Source organism: Roseomonas alba (assembly GCF_019430885.1).
Lineage (GTDB): Bacteria > Pseudomonadota > Alphaproteobacteria > Acetobacterales > Acetobacteraceae > Neoroseomonas > Neoroseomonas alba.
Genome location: NZ_JAHYBZ010000003.1, coordinates 1 through 23,813, shown reverse-complemented (window position 1 = coordinate 23,813; position 23,813 = coordinate 1). Strand labels below are relative to the sequence as shown.

Here is a 23,813-nt window from a genome sequence, read left to right as displayed (position 1 = left end):
CCTGTCGTGTGACGTCAGGGGCAGGTGGGGTCTAGGTCGCGACCGGCAACCCAGTCACAGACCTGCCATGTCGCGGTATTCGGCTTCGGACAACACGCGAATCCCCAGTTCCGCGGCCTTGGCGGCCTTGGAGCCGGCATCCGCGCCGACGATCACGAAATCGGTCTTCTTCGATACCGACTTGGTGACCTTCGCCCCGAGGCGTTCGGCCTGCGCCTCGGCCTCGTCGCGCGTCAGGGTTTCGAGTGTGCCTGTGAAAACCAGGGTCTTGCCGGCGAAGGGGCTGTCGGAGGCCGCCGCGACCTCGGCCGCGAGGGGCATCGCCTCGGCGGCCAGGTCGTCCAGGGCAGCGAGGGCGCGGGGTTCGGCGAAGAACTCGATCAGTTCGTCGGCGATGGCGGGGCCGATGCCCTGGATGGACCCGAGCTCCTCGCGCGCCTCGGACCCGATCACATGCGCGTCGATCATCTTCTGCCGCCACTCGGCCAGCGTGTGGTAGTGGCGCGCGAGCAGCTTCGCGTTCTGCTCCCCGATGCGGCGGATGCCGAGGGCGAAGATAAAGCGTTCCAGCGGGACGTGGCGCCGCGCCTCGATGGCGTCGAGCAGCTTGGACACCTTGCGTTCACCCCACCCTTCCCAGGCGAGCATCGCGTCGCGCTTCGCGTGCAGGCGGAAGATGTCGGCGGGGCTGTGGACCAGCTTCTCGTCGAACAGCTTCTGGATGTTCTCCTCGCCCAGCCCCTCGATATCCATCGCGCGGCGGGAGGCGAAGTGCTTGAGGCGTTCGACCACCTGCGCATCGCAGGTCAGGCCGCCGGTACAGCGGCGGACCACGTCCTCGCCGTCGCGGATGGCGTGGGACCCGCAGACTGGGCAGTGGTCGGGGAAGTCGAACGGCACGGCGTCCGCCGGGCGCTTGTCCAGCACCACGCCGAGGATCTGCGGGATAACATCCCCGGCGCGCTGAAGGACAACGGTGTCGCCGATCCGCACATCCTTGCGTGCGATCTCGTCCTCATTGTGCAGCGTCGCGTGGCGCACGACGACGCCGCCCACGGTGACGGGCTGCATCACCGCGCGCGGCGTCAGGGCCCCCGTGCGGCCGACCTGGATCTCGATATCGAGCAGCTTCGTCGTCGCCTGTTCGGCCGGGAACTTCCAGGCGGTCGCCCAGCGCGGCGCGCGGCCGACGAAGCCGAGGCGCCGCTGCCAGTCGAGCCGGTCGATCTTGTAGACGACGCCGTCGATATCATAGCGCAGCGCGGCCCGTTGATCGCCCATGCTCTGCTGGAAGGCGGCCGCTTCCTGCTCGTCGGCGAGGCGCTTCGACAGCGGGTTCACATGGAAGCCCCAATGCTTCAGCCGTTCGAGGAAGCCGTGATGCGTCTCCGCCGGTGCCTCGCTCGCCGCGCCCATGGCATAGGCAAACAGTTTCAGCGGGCGTGACGCGGTGATGCGCGGGTCGAGCTGCCGCACCGATCCCGCCGCCGCATTGCGCGGATTGGCCGGCACGACGACGGCATCACCGAGCTTCTCGCCGCGCGTGCGGCGGGCCTCGCGTTCCTCCAGCGCCTTTTCCTGCGCCGCGCGGAAGGCGAGGAAATCCGCCTTGTCCATGAAGATCTCGCCGCGGATCTCGATGCGCGCGGGATAGGGTGCGTGCAGCCGGCGCGGGACCTCGGCGATGGTCAGCAGGTTCTGCGTGACGTCCTCGCCTTCCGTGCCGTCGCCGCGCGTCGCGCCCTTGATGAAGGCGCCGTTCTCGTAGAGCAGGTTGATCGACAGCCCGTCGATCTTCGGCTCGGCGACGAAGGGCAGGGCTTCCTCCGCCTTCAGGCCGAGGAAGCGGCGGATCGACGCGCAGAATTCGGCGAATTCCTCGGGGCTGAAGACGTTGTTCAGCGAGAGCATGGGCTCGCCGTGGCGCGACTTGGCGAAGCCGTCGGACACCGCGGCGCCGACGCGGCGGGACGGGCTGTCGCTGCGGATCAGCTCCGGGAAGCGCGCCTCGATGGCGCGGTTGCGCAGCACCAGCGCGTCGTAGTCGGCATCGCTGATCTCCGGCGCATCCTTGCCGTGATAGAGCGCGTCGTGATGCGCGATCTCGGCGGCCAGCGCGGCGAGTTCGGTGGCGGCTTCCTCCTCGGTCAGGGCCTGGACGTCGATGCTGCGCGGGGTGGTCATCGCGGCGTCTCCGCGGCGAGGTTCAGGAAGTCCTGGGACACGACCGCGAAGGCCATCACGCGTTCACCCTTGCTGCCGAGGCGCCGATAGAAGGCGTGCGCCGCCGTGTTGGTCTCCTGGGCCGTCAGCCAGAGATGGCGCGCGCCTGCCGCATGTCCAGCACGTGCCAGGGCGGCGAGCAAGGCGCGGGCGATGCCGCGTCGCCGATGGTCCGGCGCGACATAGAGATCGCCGACATAGACGCCCTTTTCGGCGTGCCCGGTCTCATAGGTCGCATGCCCGGTGGCGTAGCCGACCAGCGTGCCGTCGTGTCGTTCTGCGACAACGACCATGGCGCTGCCGATCAGATCGCGTCGCAGCGCCTCGACGGTCAGCAGATCCGCAGGGTTCCCTTCGGTGCGGTTCAGCGCCCTCATCAGGCCATGAAGCGGCACGGCATCACGCGCTTCGGCCTGCCTGACACCGACCGTCTGCGAGGGCGGAGAGTCAGAAAAAGGAGGGGGTTCGGGGGAGTTCTCTCCCCCGACCTTTCTGCTGTCAGCGCCCATCCGCGAGCAGGCTCTCGGCGGCCGCGCGTGCCGCGTCCGTGACCTTCTCGCCGGCGAGCATGCGCGCGAGTTCTTCCCGCCGCTCGCTGTCCGGCAGGGTTTCGACGCGCGTTTCGGCGCGTTCACCCTTCACCTTCTTCGCCACGCGCAGATGCGCCGCGCCGCGGGCGGCGACCTGAGGCGAGTGGGTGACGACCAGCACCTGCAGGCGCTCCGCGACGCGGGCGAGCCGTTCGCCCACCGCGGCCGCGGTGGCGCCGCCGATGCCGGAATCGACCTCGTCGAAGACCAGGGTCGGCACGGGCGACCCGCGGGCCAGCACGACCTTCAGCGCGAGCATCAACCGCGAGAGCTCGCCGCCCGAGGCGATCTTGGCGAGTTGCCCTGGCGTCTGGCCGGGGTTGGTCGCGACGAGGAAGGCGATGCGGTCCTGCCCGTCCGGTCCCCAGGCGGCTTCATCCTTCGCCGCGATGTCGATCGACAGCCGTGCGCGATCGAGCTTGAGTGGCGGCAATTCCTTCGCGACGGCCTTTTCCAACCGGGACGCGGCCTCCCGGCGGGCCTCTGTCAGCGCCGCAGCAGCCGCGAGATACGCTTTGCGCGCCGCGGCCTCGTCGCGTTCGAGGGCGGCGACGCGCCCCGACCCGGCATCGAGGGCTTCCAGCCGGGCGCGGAGATCGGCGGCGAGCGCGGGCAGGTCGGTTACCGCGACGGAGTGCTTCCGCGCGGCGGCACGGAGCGCGAAGAGGCGTTCCTCGACAACTTCCAGCCGGCGCGGATCGGGCCCGCCTTCCTGCATCAGGCGGGTCAGGGCGGATTCCGCCTCGGCCAGCGCGTCCTGGGCGGCGGCGAGGGCCTGGAGGGCCGGCTGGGCGTCCTCATTGGGCGGGGGTAGGCGTTCCAGGGCGCGGGCGGCCTCCCGCAGGGCGCGGGATGGGGACGCGGCGCGGCGGTCGCGGGGCGTCAACTCGCCGATGGCGGCGGCGATGGCCTCCGCGCGGCGCTCGCCCTGCTGGAGGCGCTGGCGCTCGGCGGCGAGACGGTCCTCTTCGCCTTCCTCCGGTGCAAGGTCCTTGAGTTCAGCGACCGCGTGGCGGAGCCATTCCTCCTCGCGCTGCGCGGCGGCGATGGCCTCGCGCGCCTCGGTCAGGCGCTTCGTCGCGGCGCGCCAGGCGGACCAGGCCCCGGCGGTGGCCGTGCGGCGCGGCTCCAGCCCCCCGAAGGCATCGAGCAGGCCGGCATGGCTCGCCGGATCGGCAAGGCCGACCTGGTCGTGCTGGCCCTGCACCTCGACCAGCGTCGCCCCCAGGCGGCGCAGCAGCGCCACACCCACGGGCTGATCGTTGACGAACGCGCGGGACCGGCCATCGGCCTGCACGACGCGGCGCAGGACGAGGTCCTCCTCCGGCTCGATGCCCTGCTCGCGCAGGATGTCGAAGGCCGGATGCTGGGCGGGCGGGTGGAAGGCCGCGGCGACCGAGGCCTGCGCCTGGCCGGCGCGGACCATGCCGGCCTCGGCGCGGCCGCCGAGCGCAAGACCGAGGCTGTCGAGCAGGATGGACTTGCCCGCGCCGGTTTCGCCCGTCAGCGCCGTGAGGCCCGGACCGAAGGCGAGGTCCAGGCGCTCGATCAGCACCACGTCGCGGATGGCGAGGCTGGCGAGCACGGTGCCGCCGGCGCCCGCGCTAAAACAGCCAGTTGAGCGTGCGGGTGAAGAAGCCCGGTCGGTTGTCACCCGCGCCCGGTGCGCCTTCGACCAGCAACGCATAGGAATCCTGGTACCAGGGGCTGCCCGGGTAGTTGTGGCCGAGCACCGAGGCGGTGCGCCGCGCCTCATCCGTCAGGCCGAGCGAGATGTAGATCTCAGTCAGGCGGTGCAGCGCCTCGGGGACGTGGTTGGTGGTCTGGTATTCGTCGACCACGCGGCGGAAGCGGCCGATCGCGGCTGTCGTCAGGCCCTGGCGCTGATACCAGCGGCCGACATGCATCTCACGCCCCGCCAGGTGGTCGCGGGCGAGGTCGATCTTGAGGCGCGCATCGCGGGCATAGGCGGTGTCCGGGAAGCGGTTCACCACTTCCTGCAGCGCCGTCATGGCGACGATGGTCTGCTGCTGGTCGCGCTCGGCATCGTTGATCTGCTCATACTGCGCGAGGGCGCGCAGATAATACGCATAGGCGATGTCGCGATGCGCCGGATGGAGCTGGATGAAGCGGTCCAGCGCGCCGATCGCCTCGGTATAGCGGTTCCGGTAATATTCCGTGTAGGCGGCCATCAGCTTGGCGTTGGTCGCCCAGGTGGAATAGGGATGCTCGCGTTCCACCGCGTCGAACAGGTCGACGGCGCGCTGGTAGCGATTGGCGCGCAGTTCCTGCATGCCGGCAGCGTAGAGCGCCTCGGCGGACTGGTCGGCCGCGTCCGCGGGCGCCGTGGTGGTGGCGGTCAGCGAAGGATCAGCCCCGGTGCCCTGGCGGAAGCGATTGCTTTCGCCGCAGGCAGCCAGGACTACGACCAGGAGGAGGGGCAGGAATCGACGGATCATCTCGGCAGCCATGAAGTCGCGCCGCTCTATATCATGCGGTGGGGCGAACCCGCCAAGCCGCCCCGCACAGGGGGGGAGGCTCAGGCGACGGCCGGGGCCGCGGCGGCGCGCAGAGGGGAGGCGGAAACGCCCTCGGCGAAGGCAGGAATACCGGCGAAACGCCAAGCGGAAGCGTCGGCGAACAGCGCGCGCAGCAGGCGGTTGTTCAGCGCATGGCCCGAGCGGCTGCCGCGAAACCGGGCATGCAGCGGCGCGCCGGCGAGGGCGAGGTCGCCCACCACGTCGAGCAGCTTGTGCCGCACGAACTCATCCGCGCGGCGCAGCCCGCCCGGGTTGAGGATCATCGGCCCATCCACCACCACGGCGTTCGCCAAGCTGCCGCCCTGGGCGAGCCCGACGGAGCGCAGCCGCGCCACATCCTCGGCGAGGGTGAAGGTGCGGGCATCGGCCAGTGCCTCGCGGAAGCTGCGCGGGGTGATGCGCAGTCCGATCGTCTGGCGGCCGATCGCGGTGTTCGGGAAATCGATCTCGAGATCGGCGTCGAAGGCGGCCTCGCGCGCCGGCAGCAGCTCGGCGAAGGCGCCGGAAGCATCCTCGACGCGCACCGGGCGCAGCACCTCGATCGTCTCGCGCGGGGCGGCGGTGGTGACGATGCCGGTGCAGTCGATCAGGAAGACGAAGGGGGTCGCCGAGCCGTCCATGATCGGCACCTCGGGGCCATCGACCTCGACGATCGCGTCGTCGATGCCGGTGCCGGCGAGGGCCGCCATGACATGCTCGATGGTGCCGATGCGGCCCTCGCCCTCACCGATCGCGGTGCAGAGCCGGGTGTCGGTCACGCGGTCGAACAGCGCCGGGACCTCGATGCCGAGGTCGGAGCGGCGGAAGACGATACCGGTGCCGGCTGCGGCAGGATGCAGGGTGACGGAAGCACGGCGGCCGGAATGCAGGCCCACGCCGACGCATCCAATGGATGCCTTCAGCGTCCTGCGTCGCCCCGTCTCTGCCGTGATGAAACCGTCCATCTATCCTGCTGCCTTTCCGAGGCCTCGCCCTGTCGTGTCTTCCGCAACGATCCTTGCGAACCGGGCGGGAGCACGTCGGGGTTAACACCCAGTCTCAAACAAGCACTGTGCGATGCGAGATGCTATTCAAGCCTTGTTTCTCTATATTTCGTTGTAAGCCATTGAAAATAAACAGATGGTGCGACGCGGAATGGGGCAGAATCAAGGCGAGGTCCGCGTCGCTGCCTTCCGCACCACACAACCGGGGCGCGTCCGCCTCTGCCGTTATCGACCGTCGGCGGAGCAAGGTTGCGCCGGCGCACGAAAAACCGCCGTGCCCTGGCGGACACGGCGGTTGAGCGAGCTCGGAAGGACGAGGCGGTGCCTCGTCCGGGATCAGTTGCTCTGGCGACGCAGGAAGGTGGGGATCTCGAGACCCATCTCATCCTGGTGCTGCTGCGGCGCGGGGCGCGGGGCCGGGCGCGCCGGGGCGGCGGTCTGCGGCGCACCGACCGAAGGCTCCATCCGCACCGTCGGCGCGGCGTGGTGCTGCGGCACCGAGGCCGGGGCGTCCGGCAGCGTGCGGCGCATCATGCTGCCGAGATTGGTCGCCTTTTGGAACAGGTTCCGGAAGCCGCCGCCGGCGGGGGCACGCTGCGCGTCGACCACGGCCGGGCGCATCTGCGGCATCGCCTCATGCTGAGCCATCGGCGCGGCGTTCATCATCACCGGCGCCGGCTGCTCCATCGCCGGCACGGCGGACAGTTCCGGCTGCTGCGTCTCGTAGGAGACAGGCTCCGGCGCGGCCTCGACCACCGCGGGGCGCATCGCCGGCATGGCAACGGCAGGCGCCGCCACCACCGGCCGCACGAAGGACGGCGGCGCGGCCGAACGCGGCGCGGAGGCAGGACCCACCGACTGCGTCGCCACGGCGGCGACCGGCGCACCGCCATTGACGACGAGCTTCGGCTTCACCGCTTCTTCCTGCACCACCAGGTCGATGCCGGTGGCGACGACCGAGACGCGCACCCGCCCGTTCATGCCATCGTCGACCGAGGTGCCGAAGATGATGTTGGCGTCCTCGTCCACTTCCTTGCGGATGCGGTTGGCCGCCTCGTCCACCTCGAACAGCGTCATGTCGAGGCCGCCGGTGATGTTGATCAGCACGCCCTTCGCCCCCGCCATCGAGATGTCCTCGAGCAGCGGGTTGTTGATGGCGGCCTCGGCGGCCTTGCGGGCGCGATCCTCGCCCTCGGCCTCGCCGGTGCCCATCATGGCCTTGCCCATCTCCGCCATCACGGTGCGGATGTCGGCGAAGTCGAGATTGACCATGCCCGGGTTGACCATCAGGTCGGTCACGCCGCGCACGCCCATGTAGAGGACGTTGTCGGCCATCTTGAACGCTTCCTGGAAGGTCGTGCGCTCATTGGCCAGACGGAAGAGGTTCTGGTTCGGGATGACGATCAGCGTGTCCACGAAGGACTGCAGTTCCTCGATGCCCGCATCGGCGGACTTCTTCCGCTTCGGGCCTTCGAAGTCGAAGGGCTTGGTCACCACGCCGACGGTCAGGATGCCGCGCTCGCGCGCCATGCGCGCGATGACCGGCGCCGCGCCCGTGCCGGTGCCGCCGCCCATGCCGGCGGTGATGAAGATCATGTGCACGCCTTCGATGTGGCGCGCGAGCTCTTCCATCGCCTCTTCCGCCGCGGCGCGGCCGATCTCCGGCTTCGCGCCGGCGCCGAGGCCCTGCGTCAGATGCGGCCCGAGCTGCACGCGCCGTTCGGCGCGCGAGTGGAACAGCGACTGGCTGTCGGTGTTGGCGACGAGGAATTCGACCCCGTCGAGCCCCATCGCGATCATGTTGTTGACCGCGTTCGTGCCACCGCCGCCGACACCGACGACCGTGATGCGCGGGCTGAAATCCGTGTGCGTGTTCGTCGGAACGGTCAGGTTGAGGGTCATGGGCGGGCCTCCTGAAGAGTCTCTACGCGATCGCTTCGATTCGTGGCGAGTACCGACATCAGACTCGGTCCTTCACCCAGTTCACGAAGCGGCGGAATGCACCCCCGGCCCGCGCGGGGCCGGGTGCGATGTCGAGCACGGGGCGGCCTTCGCCGGCGCCCCACAGAAGCAGGCCGATTGCCGAGGCGAAGGCCGGGCCCGACGCGGCCTCGGCGAGGCCGCGCACGGCGAGCGGACGACCGACGCGCACCTGGCGATCAAGAACGCGTGCGGCGAGTTCGCGCACGCCGACGAGCTGGCTCGCGCCGCCGGTCAGCACGACGCGCGTGCCGCCTTCCTTGCCAAGTCCCGCCGCATCGAGGCGATCGCGCACCATCTCGAAGGTCTCTTCGATGCGCGGCTTGATGATGCCGACGACCATGGCGCGAGGGATGCGGGCGATGGCGTGCTCATCCTCGCCGAGCAGCGGGACGGGGAGGAATTCGCGGTCGTCGTCCGCACCACCATGCACGCTGCCATGCAGCGTCTTGATGCGTTCGGCATGCGCGACCGGCGTGGAGAGCACCGTGGCGAGATCATTCGTAACCTGCCCGCCGCCCACCGCGATCTGCGCGGTGTGGACCAGGTGCCCCTCGCTGAAGACGGCGAGGGAGGTCGTGCCGCCGCCCATGTCGATGACCGTGGCGCCGAGCTGCTTCTCATCCTCGACCAGCGTGGCGAGGCCGGCGGCGAAGGGGGCGGAGACCAACTCCTCGACCTCCAGGTCGCAGCGCATCAGGCAGGCGCCGAGGTTGCGCAGCGAGGCCTGGGAGGCACTGACCATGTGCAGCCGCGCGCCCAGCGTGTCGCAGATCATGCTGCGCGGATCGTCAACGCCCGGCGTCGCATCCACGGTGAAGCCGAGCGGGATGGCATGCACCGTCTCGCGCCCTTCCTCGACCGTGCGGCGGCGGCCTTCGTTGAGGATGGCGCGCAGGTCGTTCTCGGTGACCGCCCGGCCGCCGATGCCCCATTGGATGTTGAGCTGGCGCGAATCGGGCTGGCCGCAGGACAGGTTCACGATGGCGCCGGGGATGCGCGTGTCGGCCATTTCCTCGGCCTGGCCGACGGCTGCGCGGATGGCGCGTTCCGCTTCCTCCAGATCGACGATCGACCCGCCCTTCACCCCGCGCCCGCGCTGCCAGCCGAAGCCGAGCACGCGCGGCGACCCGTCGGATTCGATCCGCGCGATCAGGCACACCGCCTTGGTCGAGCCGATATCGATGACCCCGAAGGTGCCGCTGCGCGCGTGACGACGCTTGCGCTGCGGCTGGCCGGGCTCGACGGGGGCGGGCAGGCGAGCCATCTGGTTCATCCCCGTCGTGCCCTTGTTGCCTGCTGCGCCGGTTGTTCGGCCGGTTCCGCCTGGCGGGTCGGGCGCAGAACCAGCCGGTCCGGCAGGCGCAGGTCGATCGCGGCGAGCGGACGGTCGAGCAGGCGCGCCTCGCGCTGCAGCTCCGCGAGGCGCTGGATGGCGGCGGCCTCCGCGCCCTCCGGCAGCAACACGTCGGTCCCCGTGTGCAGACGGAGGTTCCAGCGCCGCTCATGGATGCGCACCATGGCCTGGACGCGTTCGTTCACCTCGGGCTGCGCACGCAGCAGGTCATAGAGGGCGGGGCCGCTCGTATCCGCGCCGGTGCCAACCAGCAGCGGCAGCGGCCCGAACTGGTCGAGCCCATCGGCGGCGACGACCTTGCCCTCGCGGTCGATGATCACGAACTGGCCGTTGTTCTGCCAGATGGCAAAGGGGCGGCGTTCGTCGATGCGCACCAGGATGGTGCCGGGCAGGCGGCGCTCGACATGGGCGTGCTGGACCCAGGCGATGGTCTCGATGCGGCTGCGCGCGGCCTCGGGCGAGAATTCCAGCATCGGGTCACCGCGGGAGACGCCGAGCGCCGCGCGGATCATGTCGGTCGGCGTGTTGCGCCGGCCTTCGAGGATGACCTGCTGGACCTCGAGCCCCAGCCCGTCGCCGACACCGGAGAAGGATTCCGCGAGGCTGCGCACGCGCCCGGCCGGATCGACCGCGCGCACAGCGAGAAACGCCACGCCCAGCACGCCGAGGCCGACCACGCCATAGATCGCCGGACGCAGCAGCGCGCGGCGCCGCTTCAGCCAGATGCGCGTGCGGGACGGCCGCTCCGGCGCCTTCTGCACGGAGGAGGCGCGGGAGAGCCGTTCGCGCGCCGCGGCGCGGACGGGGTCACGCGCCATGGCGGGCCTCCTTCACCATCCAGGCGCACAGCGCGGGGAAGGGGAAGCCGCAATAGGCGGCCTGTTCCGGCAGCAGCGAGGTCGGCGTCAGGCCCGGCTGGGTGTTCACCTCCAGCAGGACGATGCGGCGATTGCCCTCGGCGGTCTCGTCGTAGCGGAGGTCGGCGCGGGAGGCGCCGCGGCAGCCCAGCGCCTGGTGCGCGCGCAGCGCGATGTCGAGGGCGCGGGCGTAGTCTTCCTCCGGCATCTGCGCCGGAATGACGTGGCGCGATCCGCCCGCCGCATACTTCGACTCGTAATCGTAGAAGGCACCGGCATCGGCGAGGATGTCGGTCACGGCGAGCGCGCGGTCGCCCATGACGCCGACCGTCAGCTCGCGGCCGGGGACATAGGTCTCCACCATGGCGTGGTCGCCATAGCGCCAGGTGCGAGCGATCTCGGCGCGCTGGTTGCTGCCCTTCAGCACGATGTGCACGCCGACCGAGGATCCCTCGTTCACCGGCTTCACCACATAGGGAACCGGCAGGGGGTCGGCGGCTTCAAGCTCGTCGCGGGTGACGAGGCGATGGTCCACGACAGGCAGGCCGGCCGCGCGGAACACGGCCTTGGCGGCCGCCTTGTCCATGGCGAGCGCGGAAGCGCGCAGCCCCGAATGCGTATAGGGAATGCCGAGCCAGTCGAGCACGCCCTGGATGCAGCCATCCTCGCCATAGCGGCCATGCAGGGCGTTGAAGACTGCGTCGGGCCGCGGATGCGTCAGGGCATGGATGACCGCGGTGAGATCTTCGGTGACCTCGATCGGGATGACCTCGAAGCCGGCCTCACGCAAGGCGAGGATGCATTCGCGCCCGGAGGAGAGGGAGACCTCCCGTTCCGCCGACTTGCCGCCGTAGAGAACCGCCACTTTCTGCGTCATGCCGGCCTCCCGATGCGCTTAATTTCCCAGTCGAGCTCGATACCCGAGGTCGCCTTGACGCGGGCACGGACCTCCTCGCCGAGGGCCTCGATATCCGCCGCGGTCGCACCGCCGAGGTTGAGCAGGAAGTTGCAGTGCTTCTCGCTGACCTGGGCGGCGCCCCGGGTCAGGCCGCGGCAGCCGGCTTCGTCGATCAGTTCCCAGGCCTTCTTCGCCCCGGGCGGGTTCTTGAAGGTGGAACCGCCGGTGCGGGCGCGGACGGGCTGCGTGGCTTCGCGCGCGGTGCGGATCTCGTTCAGCCGGGCGGCGATGGATGCGGCATCGCCCGACGCGGCGCGGAGGCGCGCGCGGACAACGACGCTGCGCGCCGGCAGTTCCGCGCGGCGATAGGCGAAGCGCAGATCGGTGGCGCTCAGGCGGATGACGCCATTCGCGGTCGCGATGTCCGCCCAGTCGAGAACGTCCTTGATCTCGCTGCCATAGGCGCCGGCGTTCATGGCGACGGCGCCGCCGATGGTGCCCGGGATGCCGACGAGGAATTCCAGGCCGCCCAGGGCGTGCTGCGCCGCCGTTTCCGCGACGGTGACATCCAGTGCCGCCGCGCCGGCGACGATGCCGTCCGCCTCCACGGTGATGTCGCCGAAGCCGCGGGCGAGGCGGATGGTCACGCCGGTGATCCCGCCGTCGCGCACGATCATGTTCGATGCTGCACCAATGACGGTGAGCGGCGTGGTTGCCGGCAGTCCCTTCAGCAGCGCGACCAGGTCATCCGCATCGGCCGGCCGGACCAGCGTGTCGGCATTCCCGCCCACGCGGAACCAGGTCTGCGGCCCGACCGGCGCATCATGAGCGATGCGTCCCCTCAAGGGCGGAATCGAGGTTTCCAAAGGCCTTTCGGCCTTTGGCGGGGTGAGGTTTGGAGAGGGGCGGCGCCCCTCTCCAAGTGCGGCGGCGGCCATCATCACTTCATCGCCCCGGCCAGTCGCCCCCGCGACCGCTGCTGCAGATCCTGCAACTGCCCTGGCAGTGCATGCGCCCACTGCGTGATGTTCCCTGCCCCGAGGCACACCACGTAGTCGCCGGACTTCGCGATGGCGTGGATCATCTCCGGCAGCGAGTCCGGCCCCGGCAGCGGCACGACGGACCGGTGCCCGCGGGCGCGCAGCCCTTCGACCAGCGCGTCCTTGTCCACGCCCTCGATCGGCTGTTCGCCGGCCGCGTAGACATCCGCCACGATCACCGTGCCGGCGTCGTTCATGCAGGTGCAGAAATCCTCGAACAGCGTGGCGAGGCGGGAATAGCGGTGCGGCTGCACCACCGCGATCACGTCGCGCGCGCCGGCCTGCCGGGCAGCCTTCAGCACGGCGGCGATCTCGACCGGATGGTGGCCGTAATCGTCGATCACGGCGATGCCGCCGGCCTCGCCGGTGCGGGTGAAGCGGCGCTTCACGCCCTTGAAGCCGGCCAGAGCGGTGCGGATGGTCGCCTCGTCCACATCCATCTCGACGCCGATGGCGATGGCGGCGAGCGCGTTCTGGACGTTGTGCTGGCCCAGCATCGGCAGGCGGAAGGGCTTCATGGTGCGCGTCCGGCCGGTGGCGCGGTCGGTGATCGTCACCTCGAAGGTCGCGCCCATGCGGTCGGTGATGACGCGCTCGGCGCGGACATCGGCCTGGGGGGAGAAGCCATAGGTCACGATCCGGCGATCGGACAGGCGCGGGATCATCGCCTGGACCTCGGGGTGGTCCATGCAGAGCACGGCGAAGCCGTAGAAGGGGATGTTGCCGACGAACTGGGCGTAGCCTTCCTTCATGGCATCACCGGTGCCCCAGTGGTCGAGGTGCTCGGGGTCCATGTTGGTGACGACGGCGACCACGGCCGGAAGTTTCAGGAAGGAGCCGTCGGATTCATCGGCCTCGACGACCATCCAGTCGCCGGCACCCATGCGGGTGTTGGTGCCATAGGCGTTGACGATGCCGCCATTGATGACGGTGGGGTCGAGCCGCGCGGCTTCCAACACCGCGGCGACCAGGGACGTCGTGGTGGTCTTGCCGTGCGTGCCGCCGATGGCGATGGACCATTTCAGGCGCATCAGCTCGGCGAGCATCTCGGCGCGGCGGACCACGGGGATGAAGCGCTTGCGGGCCGCCGCGACCTCGGGGTTGTCGCGCTTCACGGCGGTGGAGACGACCACGACCTGCGCATCGCCCAGGTTCGCCGCGTCATGGCCGACGGCGACGGGAATGCCGACGGCGCGCAGGCGCTGGACATTCGCATTGTCCGCGATGTCGCTGCCCTGCACCTGGTAGCCCAGGACGTGCAGTACCTCGGCTATGCCGGACATGCCGATGCCGCCGATGCCGACGAAATGGATGGGTCCGATATTGAGCGGCAGCGCGCGCATCAGGCGGCCCCCATCGTCGCGCGGCGGGCCAGAGCCAGCACCTGGTCGGCAAGATCCCGCGCCGCCTGCGGGCGGGCGAGGGCGGAAGCTGCGGCGGCTGCGGAAGCGAGCCGCTCGGGCACGGTGAAGAGTGCGGTCATGCGTTCGGCGAGGGCGGCCGGGGTGAAGGCCGGCTGCGGATAGACCCAGGCGGCGTCGGCCTCGGCCAGGGCGCGGGCATTGGCGTTCTGGTGGTCGTCGATGGCGGAGGGCAGCGGCACCAGCACGGAAGGCCGGCCGGCACAGGCCAGTTCCGCGACCGTCGAGGCCCCGGCGCGCGCGACCACCAGATGCGCGGTGGCGAGCCGGCCTGCGATGTCGGGGAAGAAGGGCGCGAGATTCGCGACGACGCCTGCCTTGCGATAGGCCGTCTCGGTGCGCGCGAGGTCCTCGGCGCGGCATTGCTGGGTGACCAGCAGGCGGGCGCGGATGGCTTCCGGCAGCGCGGCCACGGCGGGCGGCACGACATCGGCGAAGATTCGCGCGCCCTGGCTGCCGCCGGTGACGAGCAGGCGCAGCACGCCGCCCTCGGGGATCGGCGGATAGGGTTGGTCCGCCAGCGCAGCGAGGGCCGGGCGCACCGGATTGCCGACTACCTCGGTGCGCGTGCCGGACGGGACGTTGGTGGTGCCTTCGAAGGACAGGGCAAGCAGGTCAGACGCGCGCGCCATCAGCCGGTTGGCCCGGCCGAGCACCGCGTTCTGCTCATGCAGTATGATCGCCGGTCGGCGCGACACGCCCATCAGCCGCGCTGCAGCGAGCGGTGGAAAGGACGCATAGCCGCCGAAACCCACCACCGCAGCGGGGTTCAACTGACCAAGGTGCCGCCGCGCCTGGACGGTACCGGCCAAGAGCTGCATCGCGCCCTTCGCCGCTCGGCGCATGCCGCGCCCCGACAGCCCGGCGCCGGAGAGCACGAAGCGCTCGGCATTGGCGAAGGCGGCGCTGTCATAGGCGGAGGAGCGCGCATCGGTCATCAGTGCGATTCGCTCGCCACGGCGCAGCAATTCGGCGGCGAGCGCCTCGGCCGGGAAAAGGTGCCCGCCGGTGCCGCCGGCGGCGATGACGATGGGCTTCACCATCGGCCCCCTCACCGCACCGCTCCCGTCGCCAGATCGGGCGCGACGGAGCTGTCCTCGGTGATCTCGCCGCTGCGCGCGCCGACCCGGCGGCGCGTCAGGGCGAGCAGCATGCCCATACCGATCGCGATGGCGAGCACCGAGGAGCCGCCATAGGACACGAAGGGCAGCGTCATGCCCTTGGTCGGGATCAGGTGCAGGGTCGATGCCATGTTGACGAAGGCCTGCAGGCCGAACTGGGTCAGCAGCCCGGTGCCGGCGAGCATGACGAAAAGGTCGTTCTCCGCGAGCAGGCGCATGAGCCCACGGACGACGACGAAGGCAAACAGCGCGAGGATGACGAGGCAGATGACCATGCCAAATTCCTCGCCCACCACGGCGAAGACGAAGTCGGCATGGGCATCGGGCAGCACGTTCTTCACCCGGCCCTCGCCCGGGCCGCGGCCGAGCAGCCCACCATTGGCGAAGGCCTCCATGGCGACGCTGACCTGATAGGAATCGCCCGAGGTCGGATCGAGGAAGCGCTGCACGCGCGACTGCACATGCGGGAACATCATGTAGGCGCCGAAAGCCGCGACGACGCCGAGGCCCGCCATGCCGCCGACCAGGAAGAGGTTCAGCCCGGCGACGAAGAACTGCGCGAAGAGCACCGCCGAGATGACGATCAGCATGCCGATGTCGGGCTGGCCCTTGAGGATCACGGCGATGACGCCATAGAGCCCGATGGCGATGGTGGCACCCCAGACGCGGGATCCCGGCGCCTTGCCTTCCGCGATCAGCCAGGCGGCGACCACGGCGAAGCAGGGCTTGAGGAATTCCGAGGGCTGCAGCGACAGCGCCGGGATCGGCAGCCAGCGCCGCGCGCCCTTGATCTCGACGCCGATGACCAGTGTCGCGGCCGTCAGCAGCAGCGCCGCCGCGAAGCCCATCAGCGCGAGGCGCCGCACGCCGCGCGGGGACAGCAGTGAGACCGAGACCATCAGCGCGGTCGCCATCATCAGATAGGCGACCTGCTTGATGAAGAACATGTGCCGCGAGGAGGCGCCGATGCGCTCGGCGACCGCCGGGGAGGCGGCGAGCATCATCACGTAGCCGAAGCCGATCAGCGCCAGCAGCGCCGTCAGCGTCCAGCGATCGACCGTCCACCACCAGCGGCCCAGGACGGAGGTGTCGGCACGGGAGAAGGCCATCAGGCGTGCTCCTCGGCAATGGCGCGGGCAAGGTCGCGGAAGCGGTCGCCGCGCGCGTCGAAGCCGGTGAACTGGTCCCAGGAGGCGCAGGCGGGCGAGAGCAGCACCACCGGCGCGGCGCCGGCGAAGGCCGCATCGGCGGCCGCGCGCGTCGCGGCATCGAGCATGCCGACGATCTCATGCGCCACGCCATGCTCGGCGAGCGTCTTCGCGAGGATCGGCGCGTCGCGCCCGATCAGGAACGCCTTGGCGATGCGCGGAAACAGCGGCACCAGGGAGTCGATCCCGCCTTCCTTCGCCGTGCCGCCGGCGATGAGCACGACGCGGTCATAGGAGGCGAGCGCGCGGGCCGTGCTGTCCGCGTTCGTCGCCTTGCTGTCGTTCACGAACAGGACGCCGCCCGTCTCGGCGACGCGTTCCTGGCGGTGCGGCAGTCCGGGATAGGAGCGCAGGCCGGCCGCGACCTGGTCCCGCGCCACGCCGAGGGCGAAGCAGGCGGCCGACGCGGCCGCCGCGTTCTGCGCATTGTGGCTCCCCGGCAGGGTCGGCGCGTCGTTCAGGTCGAGGATCACGCCCGCCTCGTCGCGCAGAATGCGCCCCGCGGCCCAGATGCCGCCCTTCTGGGCCGTCGTGCCCGAAATCGGCACGATCCGCGGCTTGAGCCCCCGCCCCATCGCGGCCGTCATCGCGTCGTCCTGGCCGAGCACCGCAACGTCGTCGGCCGTCTGCCGCGCGAAGATCCGAGCCTTCGCAGCGGCATAGCCTGCCATGTCACCATGGCGGTCGAGGTGATCGGCGCTGAGGTTCAACATGACAGCCACGTTGAAGCGCAGCGTCGCGATTCGCTCCAACATGTAGCTCGACATCTCGAGGGTATAGACGCCGTCCGACCCCAACATCTTGAGTCCGAGCGCCGCGGGGCCGAGATTCCCCCCAACCTGCGCCGGGCGTCCCGCGCCGGTCAGGATGTGGTGGATCAGCGCCGTGGTGGTGGACTTCCCATTGGTGCCGGTGACGCCCACGAAGCGTGCCCCGGCATGGGATGCCAGCACGGCACGATAGAGGAATTCGGCATCGCACAGGATCGGCGCCCCCGCCTTGCGCGCTGCCGCCGCCGCGGGGTGCGACTTCGGCAGGATGTGCGGAATGCCGGGGGAGAGCAGCAGCGCATCGGCGCGGAACTTCCCTTCGGCCGGGTTGCGCACGGTCAGGCCAGCTTCCTCGGCCGCCTTGCGCGCGGTCTCGCCATCGTCCCACGCCTCGACCTCCGCACCCCATTCGGCCAGGCGCAGCGCCGCCGGCAGGCCGGCGCGGCCGAGCCCGACGACGGCGATGCGGGCGCCCAGGAATGGCGTGAAGGGGGGCGGGGGTGCAGTCATCGGATCTTCAGCGTGCTCAGGCCGACGAGGGCCAGGATCATGGCGATGATCCAGAAGCGGATGACGATGGTTGGCTCGGCCCAGCCCTTCTTCTCGAAATGATGGTGCAGCGGCGCCATCAGGAAGACGCGTTTGCCGGTGCGCTTGAACCAGAAGACCTGGATCATTACGGACACCGTCTCGACCACGAAGAGCCCACCGACGATGGCGAGCACGATCTCGTGCTTCGTCGCGACGGCGAGGCCGCCCAGCGCGCCGCCCAGCGCGAGCGATCCCGTATCGCCCATGAACACCGCCGCCGGCGGCGCGTTGAACCACAGGAAGCCGAGCGCCGAGCCGATCAGCGCCGAGGCCAGCACCGCGAGTTCGCCCGTGCCCGGCACGTAGTTCAATTGCAGGTAGTCGGCGAAGACGCGGTTGCCGACGAGATAGGCGATCAGCGCGAAGACCGCGGCCGCGATCATCACCGGCACGATCGCAAGGCCATCCAGCCCGTCGGTGAGGTTCACCGCGTTGGACGCACCCATCATCACGACCATGCCGACCAGCGGGAAGAACACGCCGAAGGGGATCAGCAATTCCTTGAACACCGGCACGGCCAGCCGGTCGGCGAGCGGCCCCGGCATCAGCGCGGTGATCCACAGCGCCGCGACCAGGCCGATCACCGCCTGGGCGAAGAGCTTGCCGCGCCCCGACACGCCCTTGGTGTTGCGCTTGGTCACCTTCAGCCAGTCATCGGCGAAGCCGATCGCGCCATAGCCCACCGTCACCAGCAATACCGCCCAGACGAAGCCCGAGCGCAGATCGGCCCAGAGCAGCGTCGAGACGACGAGCGCGGTCAGGATCATCACGCCGCCCATGGTCGGCGTGCCCTTCTTCTCGATCAGGTGGCGTTCCGGCCCGTCATCGCGGATCGGCTGCCCGCCACGCTGGAAGGACCGCAGCCAGCGGATGATCGGCGCGCCGAAGATCAGGCAGATCAGCAGCGCGGTCAGGCACGCCGCGCCCGCACGGAAGGTATGGTAGCGCGCGAGGTTGAAGAGGAAGAAATCCTCGGAGAAGGGGGTGAGGAGATTGTAGATCATGCGGCAGGGCTTTCGGTCAGCGCGCGCACCACGGCCTTCATGCCGGTGGCGAGGCTGCCCTTGACGAGGATGGTGTCGCCGTCGCGCAACGCGGCGCGGACGATCGGGGCGAGTTCGGAGGAGGTTTCCGCCCAGCCGCCCACCATGGCGGGCGGCAGCGCGGCGAGGGTATGCCGCATCAGGGGCGCGCAGGCAAAAACGAGATCCGCCGCGTCGCGCAGATGCGGCGCCAGCGCGCGATGTTCCGACTCCGCAAAATCTCCCAATTCACCCATCTGGCCGAGCGCCGCGATCTTGCGACGGCCCGGCAGCAGCTTCAGCAGCGCCAGTGCCGCGCGCATCGAGGGCGGCTGGCCGTTATAGGCCTCGTCGAGCAGCAGTGCGGTGCCGCCATCGGGCGTGCTGATGCGGCGGCGGTCGCCGCGGCCCGGCATGGCCCGGAAATCGGCGAGGCGCGCAGCCCCCGCCGCGACATCGGCGCCGATGGCCGACACCGCGGCCAGCGCGGCGATGGCGTTGCGCGCCATGTGCAACCCCGGCGTTCCGAGGCGGAACGCGATGCGCGTCCCCGCGATATCCGCCTCGATATCGCTGCCTTCGATGTCGGCGGTGGCGCGGATCGCATGCGCATCGCCGCCCTCGCCGAAGGTGAGGATGCGCGCGCCGGCGGCGGCCGCGCGCAGGATCGGCAGCATGGGCGTGTCGGCAGGCAGTATCACGATGCCGCCCGGCTCCAGCCCTTCTGCGATCGAACCCTTCTCCCGCGCGATCGCCTCCAGGCTGCCCATATGGCCGATATGCGCGGCCTCGACCGTGGTGATCAGCGCGACGTGCGGGCGGGCCAGGCGCGCGAGGGGCGCGATCTCGCCCGGATGGTTCATGCCGATCTCGATCACCGCGAAGGCGGCGTCGCGCGGCGTGCGCGCGAGCGTCAGCGGCACGCCCCAGTGATTGTTGTATGACGCGGTGGCGGCATGGGTCGGCCCGCTGGCTGCGAGCGCTGCGCGCAGCATCTCCTTGGTGCTGGTCTTGCCGACCGACCCCGTGACCGCGATGAAGCGCGCCGCGCTGCGCGTCCGGGCGGCGGCGCCCAGCGCAGTCAGTCCCGCCAGCGTGTCCGCCACCCGCAGCAGCGGCGCACCCGGCGCGACACCGGGCGGGTCGCGATCCACCAGCGCGCCGGCGGCGCCCCGGGCCAGCGCCTCGGCAACGAAGTCATGCCCGTCGCGCACATCGCGCAGGGCGACGAACAGGTCGCCCGGCTGCAGGCTGCGCGTGTCGATCGACACGCCCTGGACGGCGAAGTCGCGTGTCATCGTCCCGCCGGTGGCAGCGCGCAGCGCTTCGGCCGTCCACAAGGCCGTCACGGCGCGACGCCCGCAAGGCGGCGGACCACCGCGACATCGTCGAAGGGGTGCTTGATCCCGGCGATCTCCTGCCCGGATTCATGGCCTTTGCCGGCGACGGCAAGCACATCGCCCGGACGCAGGTCGGACAGGGCGGCGGCGATCGCCGTCTCGCGTGCGCCGGCATCGATCGCGCCCGGCGCGCCGGCCAGTACGGCGGCGCGGATGGTCGCGGGATCCTCGCTGCGCGGATTGTCATCCGTCACCCAGACCATATCCGCGCCGGCCGCCGCGGCGGCGCCCATCAGCGGGCGCTTGCCCGGGTCGCGGTCGCCGCCGGCGCCGAACAGCACATGCAGCCGCCCCGCCGTATGCGGCCGCAGCGCGGCGAGCAACCGCTCCAGCGCGTCCGGCGTATGGGCGAAGTCGACATAGACGGCGGCCCCGCTTGGCAGCACCACGGCGCGCTCCATCCGGCCGCGCACGCCCCGCAGCCCCGGCAGGGCGGCGAGCACGCGATCCGCCGGCAACCCGGCGCCGACCGCGAGTGCCGCGGCGAGCAGCGCATTGTCCGCCTGGAAGCGGCCGGGCAGGGGCAGGTGGATCTCCCATCTCGCGCCGAAGGCCTCGACCGTCAGGGCCAGCCCGTCGGGCAGAGGCTGCGCGGCGACCAGGCGGATCGCCTCGCCGGCCTCGCCCACGGTCAGCAACTGTAGGCGCCGCCGCGCCGCGATGGCGCGCAGGGCGGCGAGGGTCTCGCCGTCCATCTCGGTGCAGGCCGCGGCCGCGGCGCCGACCGGCAGCAGCGTGTCGAACAGGCGCAGCTTGGCGGCACGATACCCCGCCATGTCGCCATGGTAGTCGAGGTGATCGCGCGTCAGGTTGCTGAACCCCGCCGCCGCCAGCACCACGCCATCGAGCCGCCGCTGGTCGAGCCCGTGCGAGGACGCCTCCATCGCCGCCGCGCCGAAACCCGCCCGCGCCAGGGCGGCGAGTGTCGCATGCAGCGACACCGGATCGGGCGTCGTCAGCGACGGTCCGGGCGGGAAGCCTTCCGCCACCAGGCCGAGCGTGCCGAGGCTCGCCGCCCTCGTGCCCGTGGCGGTCCAGATCTGGCGCAGGAAATCGACCGTGCTGGTCTTGCCGTTGGTCCCCGTGACGGCGACGACGGTGCGCGGCTGTGCACCATGGAAGGCGGCTGCCATCAGCGCCAGGGTCCGGCGCGGATCGGCCGAGGTGATCAGCGGCCGCACCGGCACGCCGGGCGGCCATTCGGTGCCGTCCGGCGCGATCACCGCCGCCGCGCCGCGTTCCACCGCGTCGGCGATGAAGGCGCGGCCATCGGTGTGCATGCCGGGCAGGGCGGCGAAGACCATGCCGGGACCTACCGCGCGGCTGTCGGCGGTCAGCCCTGCGATGGCGGCGTCTTCGGCCAGTCCGGTGAGGCCGGCGCGGCGCATGATCTCACCGAGTTTCAAGGCGTGCCTCCCGCTGCGGCGGGCGAGGCACGGTGGTGGTGGAGGCGGGGCGGGCCGGGCGGGCGGCCGGGCGGTCCTGGCTCGCCGCGGGCGTGGTCTGCAACGGCACATAGCCCGGGATGCCGCGGCCGTTCATGGGCATGGCGGTGGAGCGCGTGATCTCGGGCGTCGCCTGCTCGGGCAACATGCCGAGGATCGGCGCGATGCGGGAGATGACCATACCGGCGGCCGGCGCCGCCACCCAGCCTGCCGTCGCGAAGCCGTGGCTGCGCGCATTGGGCTTTGGCTCGTCGACCATGACATAGACGACGTAGCGCGGGGCGTAGATCGGGAAGGCGCCGACGAAGGCGGCGATGCGCTTGTTCTCGAGGTAGCCGCCGCGCGGACCGGTCTTCTGCGCCGTGCCGGTCTTGCCGCCGACGAAGTAGCCCGGCACGTCCGCGCCGCGGCCCGACCCGTCAGTGACCACGAGGCGCATCAGCCGGCGCATCAGCTCAGAGGTGCGCTCGCTGATCACGCGCGTGCCGTCGCGCTGGGCGCCGGGCGGCTGGGCGAGGATGGTGGGCTGGCGCAGGGTGCCGCCATTGACGATGGCGGTGACCGCGGTCGCCACATGCAGCGGCGTAACCGAGATGCCGTGGCCGAAGCCGATGGTCATGGTGTTGAGCTCGCGCCAGCTCCGCTGCGGCGGCACGAGCGGCAGGGCCGTCTCCGGGATCTCGATGCGCAGGCGGGAGGTGAGGCCCATCGAGCGCAGGAACTCGCGGTGCCGGTTGACCCCCACCGCGGCGGCCATGTGCGCCGCGCCGAGATTGGAGGAATAGGCGAGGATCTCCGGCAGGGCGAGCCAGCGCCCCTTGCCGCGATAGTCATGGATCGCATGCCGGCCGACGACGATCGGGCGGGAGGCATCGTAGCCCTGCCAGGGCTGCAGCCCGTTCTCCAGCGCCATCGACGCGGTGAGCAGCTTGAAGGTCGACCCTGGCTCATAGACGCCGACGGTCACGCGGTTGAAGCGCTGGTCGGTGGTCGCCGCGCCGACATCGTTGGCGTCGTAGTCGGGCAGGCTCACCATGGACAGCACTTCGGCCGTATTGGCGTCCATCACCACGCCGGCGCCACCGATGCCATTGTATTCGGTGATGGCGCGCTGCACGGCGTCGCGCAGCGCGAGCTGCACGCGGATGTCGAGCGACAGCCGCAGCGGCGTCGAGGGATCGTCGCGCAGGCGGCCGTCGAAATGGCGCTCGACGCCGGCGATGCCGTGCCCATCGACATCGACGCCGCCGATGATGTGGGCGCCGGTGCGCCCTTGCGGGAAATAGCGGCGCTCGGCTTCCTCGAAGTGCAGGCCGGGGATGCCGAGGGCGTTGACCTGCGCCATTTCCCGCGGCGTCAGGGCGCGCGCGATGTAGGCGAATTGCCGTTCGCCCGACATGCGCTGGATCAGCCGTTCGCGGTCGAGGTTCGGCAGCACCGTGCGCAGCCGGTCAGCGGCCTCGGCCGCATTCTCGATCTGCTGCGGATTGGCGTAGAGCGCCGTCAGCGGCAGGGAGACCGCCATGATCTCCCCGTTGCGGTCGGTGATGGTGGCGCGGGCGACGGGGGCCTCGGCCGGCGGGGCGGGCGGGCGCGACAGGGCGGCGGCCCGCCGCGCATCCGCCGGGTTCAGCACCGTGGCGAAGGCGAGCTTGAGTGCCACCGCGCCGAACAGCGCCGAGAAGCCAAGTGCCGCGATGACCAGCCGCCCGCGCGTGCGTTCGAGGATCGCTCGCCGCATCAGATCCGGCTGCGTCACGCGCACCAGGGCGCGCGGCGCGGCCTCAGGCTGGGTGGGCGCGACCGGCCGGTGCAGGCCATAGCTGCCGGCCGGCATGGAATCCGGCTCGGGCGGGCGGAAGCTCTCGGGCTGGGGGATGTGGTTCATCGGCGGCGCGCCGCCTCAGCGCGTCATGCCGGGCGGCAGCGAGGCCGCCGCCGCACGGGCGATCGGCACCGGCGGCGCGAGGGTCGCGGCGCCGCCCAGGGACGACATGCCGAGCGACGAGGTGACCGCCGGGGCCGGGATATTGGCCGCCACGGTCTGCGCCCGCGGCGGGGCCGGCGGGCGGCGCTGGACATGCAGCGCAGGCTGCACGGCCGGTGCCGCTGGCTGCGCGGGACGCGGCGTGGCGGCCGCGACGCGCGGGGCGGGGGCAGGGCGAGGGGCAGGCGGCTCGGCGCGCGGGGCTTCGGCCGCGGCGACCACGGGGGACGTCTGATGGGTCGGCGCGACTGCCGGGGCCGGCGCGGCAGCGGGCGCGGCGGCGGCGGGGGGGGCGGCCGGCGTCGGCGCTGGCTGCGCGATGGCGGCGACCGCTGCCGGGATGACTGCTGCCGCGACGACCGCGGCGGCAGCGGGCCGCT

At 71.0% G+C, this 23,813-nt stretch carries 18 protein-coding genes and 1 pseudogene; all 19 read right to left on the bottom strand.

The genetic code is table 11. The features are described from left to right. Positions 1-54: 54 nt before the first annotated feature. Positions 55-2,184 carry an NAD-dependent DNA ligase LigA gene (gene ligA, locus KPL78_RS08880; RefSeq protein ID WP_219762585.1) on the bottom strand — a complete coding sequence of 710 codons (2,130 nt, stop codon included), beginning with the start codon at positions 2,182-2,184 and terminating at the stop codon, positions 55-57. Further along, positions 2,181-2,600, bottom strand: a complete 420-nt coding sequence (locus tag KPL78_RS08875) for a GNAT family N-acetyltransferase (RefSeq protein ID WP_219762584.1) — start codon at positions 2,598-2,600, stop codon at positions 2,181-2,183. The genes ligA and KPL78_RS08875 overlap by 4 nt, the downstream gene beginning before the upstream one ends. Positions 2,601-2,721: 121 nt before the next feature. Continuing rightward, entirely contained in the window at positions 2,722-4,398 is a 1,677-nt protein-coding gene (gene recN / locus KPL78_RS08870; protein WP_219762583.1) for a DNA repair protein RecN, read from the bottom strand. 19 nt (positions 4,399-4,417) lie between these two features. Further along, on the bottom strand, positions 4,418-5,272 hold the full coding sequence (locus KPL78_RS08865) for an outer membrane protein assembly factor BamD (protein ID WP_219762582.1): 855 nt from the start codon (positions 5,270-5,272) through the stop codon (positions 4,418-4,420). An 80-nt stretch (positions 5,273-5,352) separates the two neighbouring features. Beyond that, a complete protein-coding gene (lpxC, locus tag KPL78_RS08860; RefSeq protein WP_219762581.1) occupies positions 5,353-6,297 on the bottom strand; it encodes a UDP-3-O-acyl-N-acetylglucosamine deacetylase in 945 nt (314 codons plus the stop codon). Positions 6,298-6,672: 375 nt separating this feature from the next. Further along, positions 6,673-8,238, bottom strand: coding sequence for a cell division protein FtsZ (ftsZ, locus tag KPL78_RS08855; protein ID WP_219762580.1), 1,566 nt, complete (start codon positions 8,236-8,238; stop codon positions 6,673-6,675). 58 nt (positions 8,239-8,296) lie between these two features. After that, positions 8,297-9,592, bottom strand: coding sequence for a cell division protein FtsA (ftsA, locus tag KPL78_RS08850; RefSeq protein ID WP_219762579.1), 1,296 nt, complete (start codon positions 9,590-9,592; stop codon positions 8,297-8,299). Then, a complete protein-coding gene (locus KPL78_RS08845) occupies positions 9,589-10,491 on the bottom strand; it encodes a cell division protein FtsQ/DivIB (protein ID WP_255568805.1) in 903 nt (300 codons plus the stop codon). Before KPL78_RS08845 ends, ftsA begins: the two co-directional genes overlap by 4 nt. After that, the gene (locus KPL78_RS08840) at positions 10,481-11,407 is read right to left on the bottom strand and encodes a D-alanine--D-alanine ligase (RefSeq protein ID WP_219762578.1); all 927 of its coding nucleotides are present in this window, start codon (positions 11,405-11,407) and stop codon (positions 10,481-10,483) included. Before KPL78_RS08840 ends, KPL78_RS08845 begins: the two co-directional genes overlap by 11 nt. Continuing rightward, the gene (gene murB / locus KPL78_RS08835) at positions 11,404-12,366 is read right to left on the bottom strand and encodes a UDP-N-acetylmuramate dehydrogenase (protein WP_219763125.1); all 963 of its coding nucleotides are present in this window, start codon (positions 12,364-12,366) and stop codon (positions 11,404-11,406) included. Before murB ends, KPL78_RS08840 begins: the two co-directional genes overlap by 4 nt. A gap of 2 nt (positions 12,367-12,368) precedes the next feature. Further along, positions 12,369-13,811, bottom strand: coding sequence for a UDP-N-acetylmuramate--L-alanine ligase (murC, locus tag KPL78_RS08830; RefSeq protein WP_219762577.1), 1,443 nt, complete (start codon positions 13,809-13,811; stop codon positions 12,369-12,371). Continuing rightward, positions 13,811-14,932, bottom strand: coding sequence for an undecaprenyldiphospho-muramoylpentapeptide beta-N-acetylglucosaminyltransferase (murG, locus tag KPL78_RS08825; RefSeq protein WP_219762576.1), 1,122 nt, complete (start codon positions 14,930-14,932; stop codon positions 13,811-13,813). The genes murC and murG overlap by 1 nt, the downstream gene beginning before the upstream one ends. 8 nt (positions 14,933-14,940) lie before the next feature. Continuing rightward, positions 14,941-16,119 carry an FtsW/RodA/SpoVE family cell cycle protein gene (locus KPL78_RS08820; protein ID WP_219762575.1) on the bottom strand — a complete coding sequence of 393 codons (1,179 nt, stop codon included), beginning with the start codon at positions 16,117-16,119 and terminating at the stop codon, positions 14,941-14,943. Beyond that, complete coding sequence (gene murD, locus KPL78_RS08815) at positions 16,119-17,498, bottom strand: UDP-N-acetylmuramoyl-L-alanine--D-glutamate ligase (protein WP_219762574.1); 1,380 nt, start codon at positions 17,496-17,498, stop codon at positions 16,119-16,121. The genes KPL78_RS08820 and murD overlap by 1 nt, the downstream gene beginning before the upstream one ends. Further along, the gene (gene mraY / locus KPL78_RS08810; RefSeq protein WP_219762573.1) at positions 17,495-18,583 is read right to left on the bottom strand and encodes a phospho-N-acetylmuramoyl-pentapeptide-transferase; all 1,089 of its coding nucleotides are present in this window, start codon (positions 18,581-18,583) and stop codon (positions 17,495-17,497) included. The genes murD and mraY overlap by 4 nt, the downstream gene beginning before the upstream one ends. Continuing rightward, positions 18,580-19,950: a UDP-N-acetylmuramoyl-tripeptide--D-alanyl-D-alanine ligase gene (locus tag KPL78_RS08805; protein WP_219762572.1), complete on the bottom strand. Its 1,371-nt coding sequence runs from the start codon at positions 19,948-19,950 to the stop codon at positions 18,580-18,582. Before KPL78_RS08805 ends, mraY begins: the two co-directional genes overlap by 4 nt. Continuing rightward, positions 19,947-21,389 (bottom strand): UDP-N-acetylmuramoyl-L-alanyl-D-glutamate--2,6-diaminopimelate ligase, encoded by a 1,443-nt coding sequence (locus KPL78_RS08800; RefSeq protein ID WP_219763124.1) that lies wholly within the window; start codon positions 21,387-21,389, stop codon positions 19,947-19,949. The genes KPL78_RS08805 and KPL78_RS08800 overlap by 4 nt, the downstream gene beginning before the upstream one ends. Before the next feature lie 4 nt (positions 21,390-21,393). Then, a complete protein-coding gene (locus tag KPL78_RS08795; RefSeq protein ID WP_255568803.1) occupies positions 21,394-23,334 on the bottom strand; it encodes a peptidoglycan D,D-transpeptidase FtsI family protein in 1,941 nt (646 codons plus the stop codon). Between the two features lie 15 nt (positions 23,335-23,349). Next, positions 23,350-23,813, bottom strand: a pseudogene (locus tag KPL78_RS08790) (hypothetical protein); the annotation flags it as partial.

What these genes read in the sequence shown, in the direction of transcription:
- ligA (WP_219762585.1), bottom strand. Translation starts at nt 2,184, where the DNA reads ATGACCACCCCGCGCAGCATCGACGTCCAGGCCCTGACCGAGGAGGAA.
- KPL78_RS08875 (WP_219762584.1), bottom strand. Translation starts at nt 2,600, where the DNA reads ATGAGGGCGCTGAACCGCACCGAAGGGAACCCTGCGGATCTGCTGACC.
- KPL78_RS08865 (WP_219762582.1), bottom strand. Translation starts at nt 5,272, where the DNA reads ATGATCCGTCGATTCCTGCCCCTCCTCCTGGTCGTAGTCCTGGCTGCC.
- lpxC (WP_219762581.1), bottom strand. Translation starts at nt 6,297, where the DNA reads ATGGACGGTTTCATCACGGCAGAGACGGGGCGACGCAGGACGCTGAAG.
- ftsZ (WP_219762580.1), bottom strand. Translation starts at nt 8,238, where the DNA reads ATGACCCTCAACCTGACCGTTCCGACGAACACGCACACGGATTTCAGC.
- ftsA (WP_219762579.1), bottom strand. Translation starts at nt 9,592, where the DNA reads ATGAACCAGATGGCTCGCCTGCCCGCCCCCGTCGAGCCCGGCCAGCCG.
- KPL78_RS08845 (WP_255568805.1), bottom strand. Translation starts at nt 10,491, where the DNA reads ATGGCGCGTGACCCCGTCCGCGCCGCGGCGCGCGAACGGCTCTCCCGC.
- KPL78_RS08840 (WP_219762578.1), bottom strand. Translation starts at nt 11,407, where the DNA reads ATGACGCAGAAAGTGGCGGTTCTCTACGGCGGCAAGTCGGCGGAACGG.
- murB (WP_219763125.1), bottom strand. Translation starts at nt 12,366, where the DNA reads ATGGCCGCCGCCGCACTTGGAGAGGGGCGCCGCCCCTCTCCAAACCTC.
- murC (WP_219762577.1), bottom strand. Translation starts at nt 13,811, where the DNA reads ATGCGCGCGCTGCCGCTCAATATCGGACCCATCCATTTCGTCGGCATC.
- murG (WP_219762576.1), bottom strand. Translation starts at nt 14,932, where the DNA reads ATGGTGAAGCCCATCGTCATCGCCGCCGGCGGCACCGGCGGGCACCTT.
- KPL78_RS08820 (WP_219762575.1), bottom strand. Translation starts at nt 16,119, where the DNA reads ATGGCCTTCTCCCGTGCCGACACCTCCGTCCTGGGCCGCTGGTGGTGG.
- murD (WP_219762574.1), bottom strand. Translation starts at nt 17,498, where the DNA reads ATGACTGCACCCCCGCCCCCCTTCACGCCATTCCTGGGCGCCCGCATC.
- mraY (WP_219762573.1), bottom strand. Translation starts at nt 18,583, where the DNA reads ATGATCTACAATCTCCTCACCCCCTTCTCCGAGGATTTCTTCCTCTTC.
- KPL78_RS08800 (WP_219763124.1), bottom strand. Translation starts at nt 21,389, where the DNA reads ATGCGCCGCGCCGGCCTCACCGGACTGGCCGAAGACGCCGCCATCGCA.
- KPL78_RS08795 (WP_255568803.1), bottom strand. Translation starts at nt 23,334, where the DNA reads ATGAACCACATCCCCCAGCCCGAGAGCTTCCGCCCGCCCGAGCCGGAT.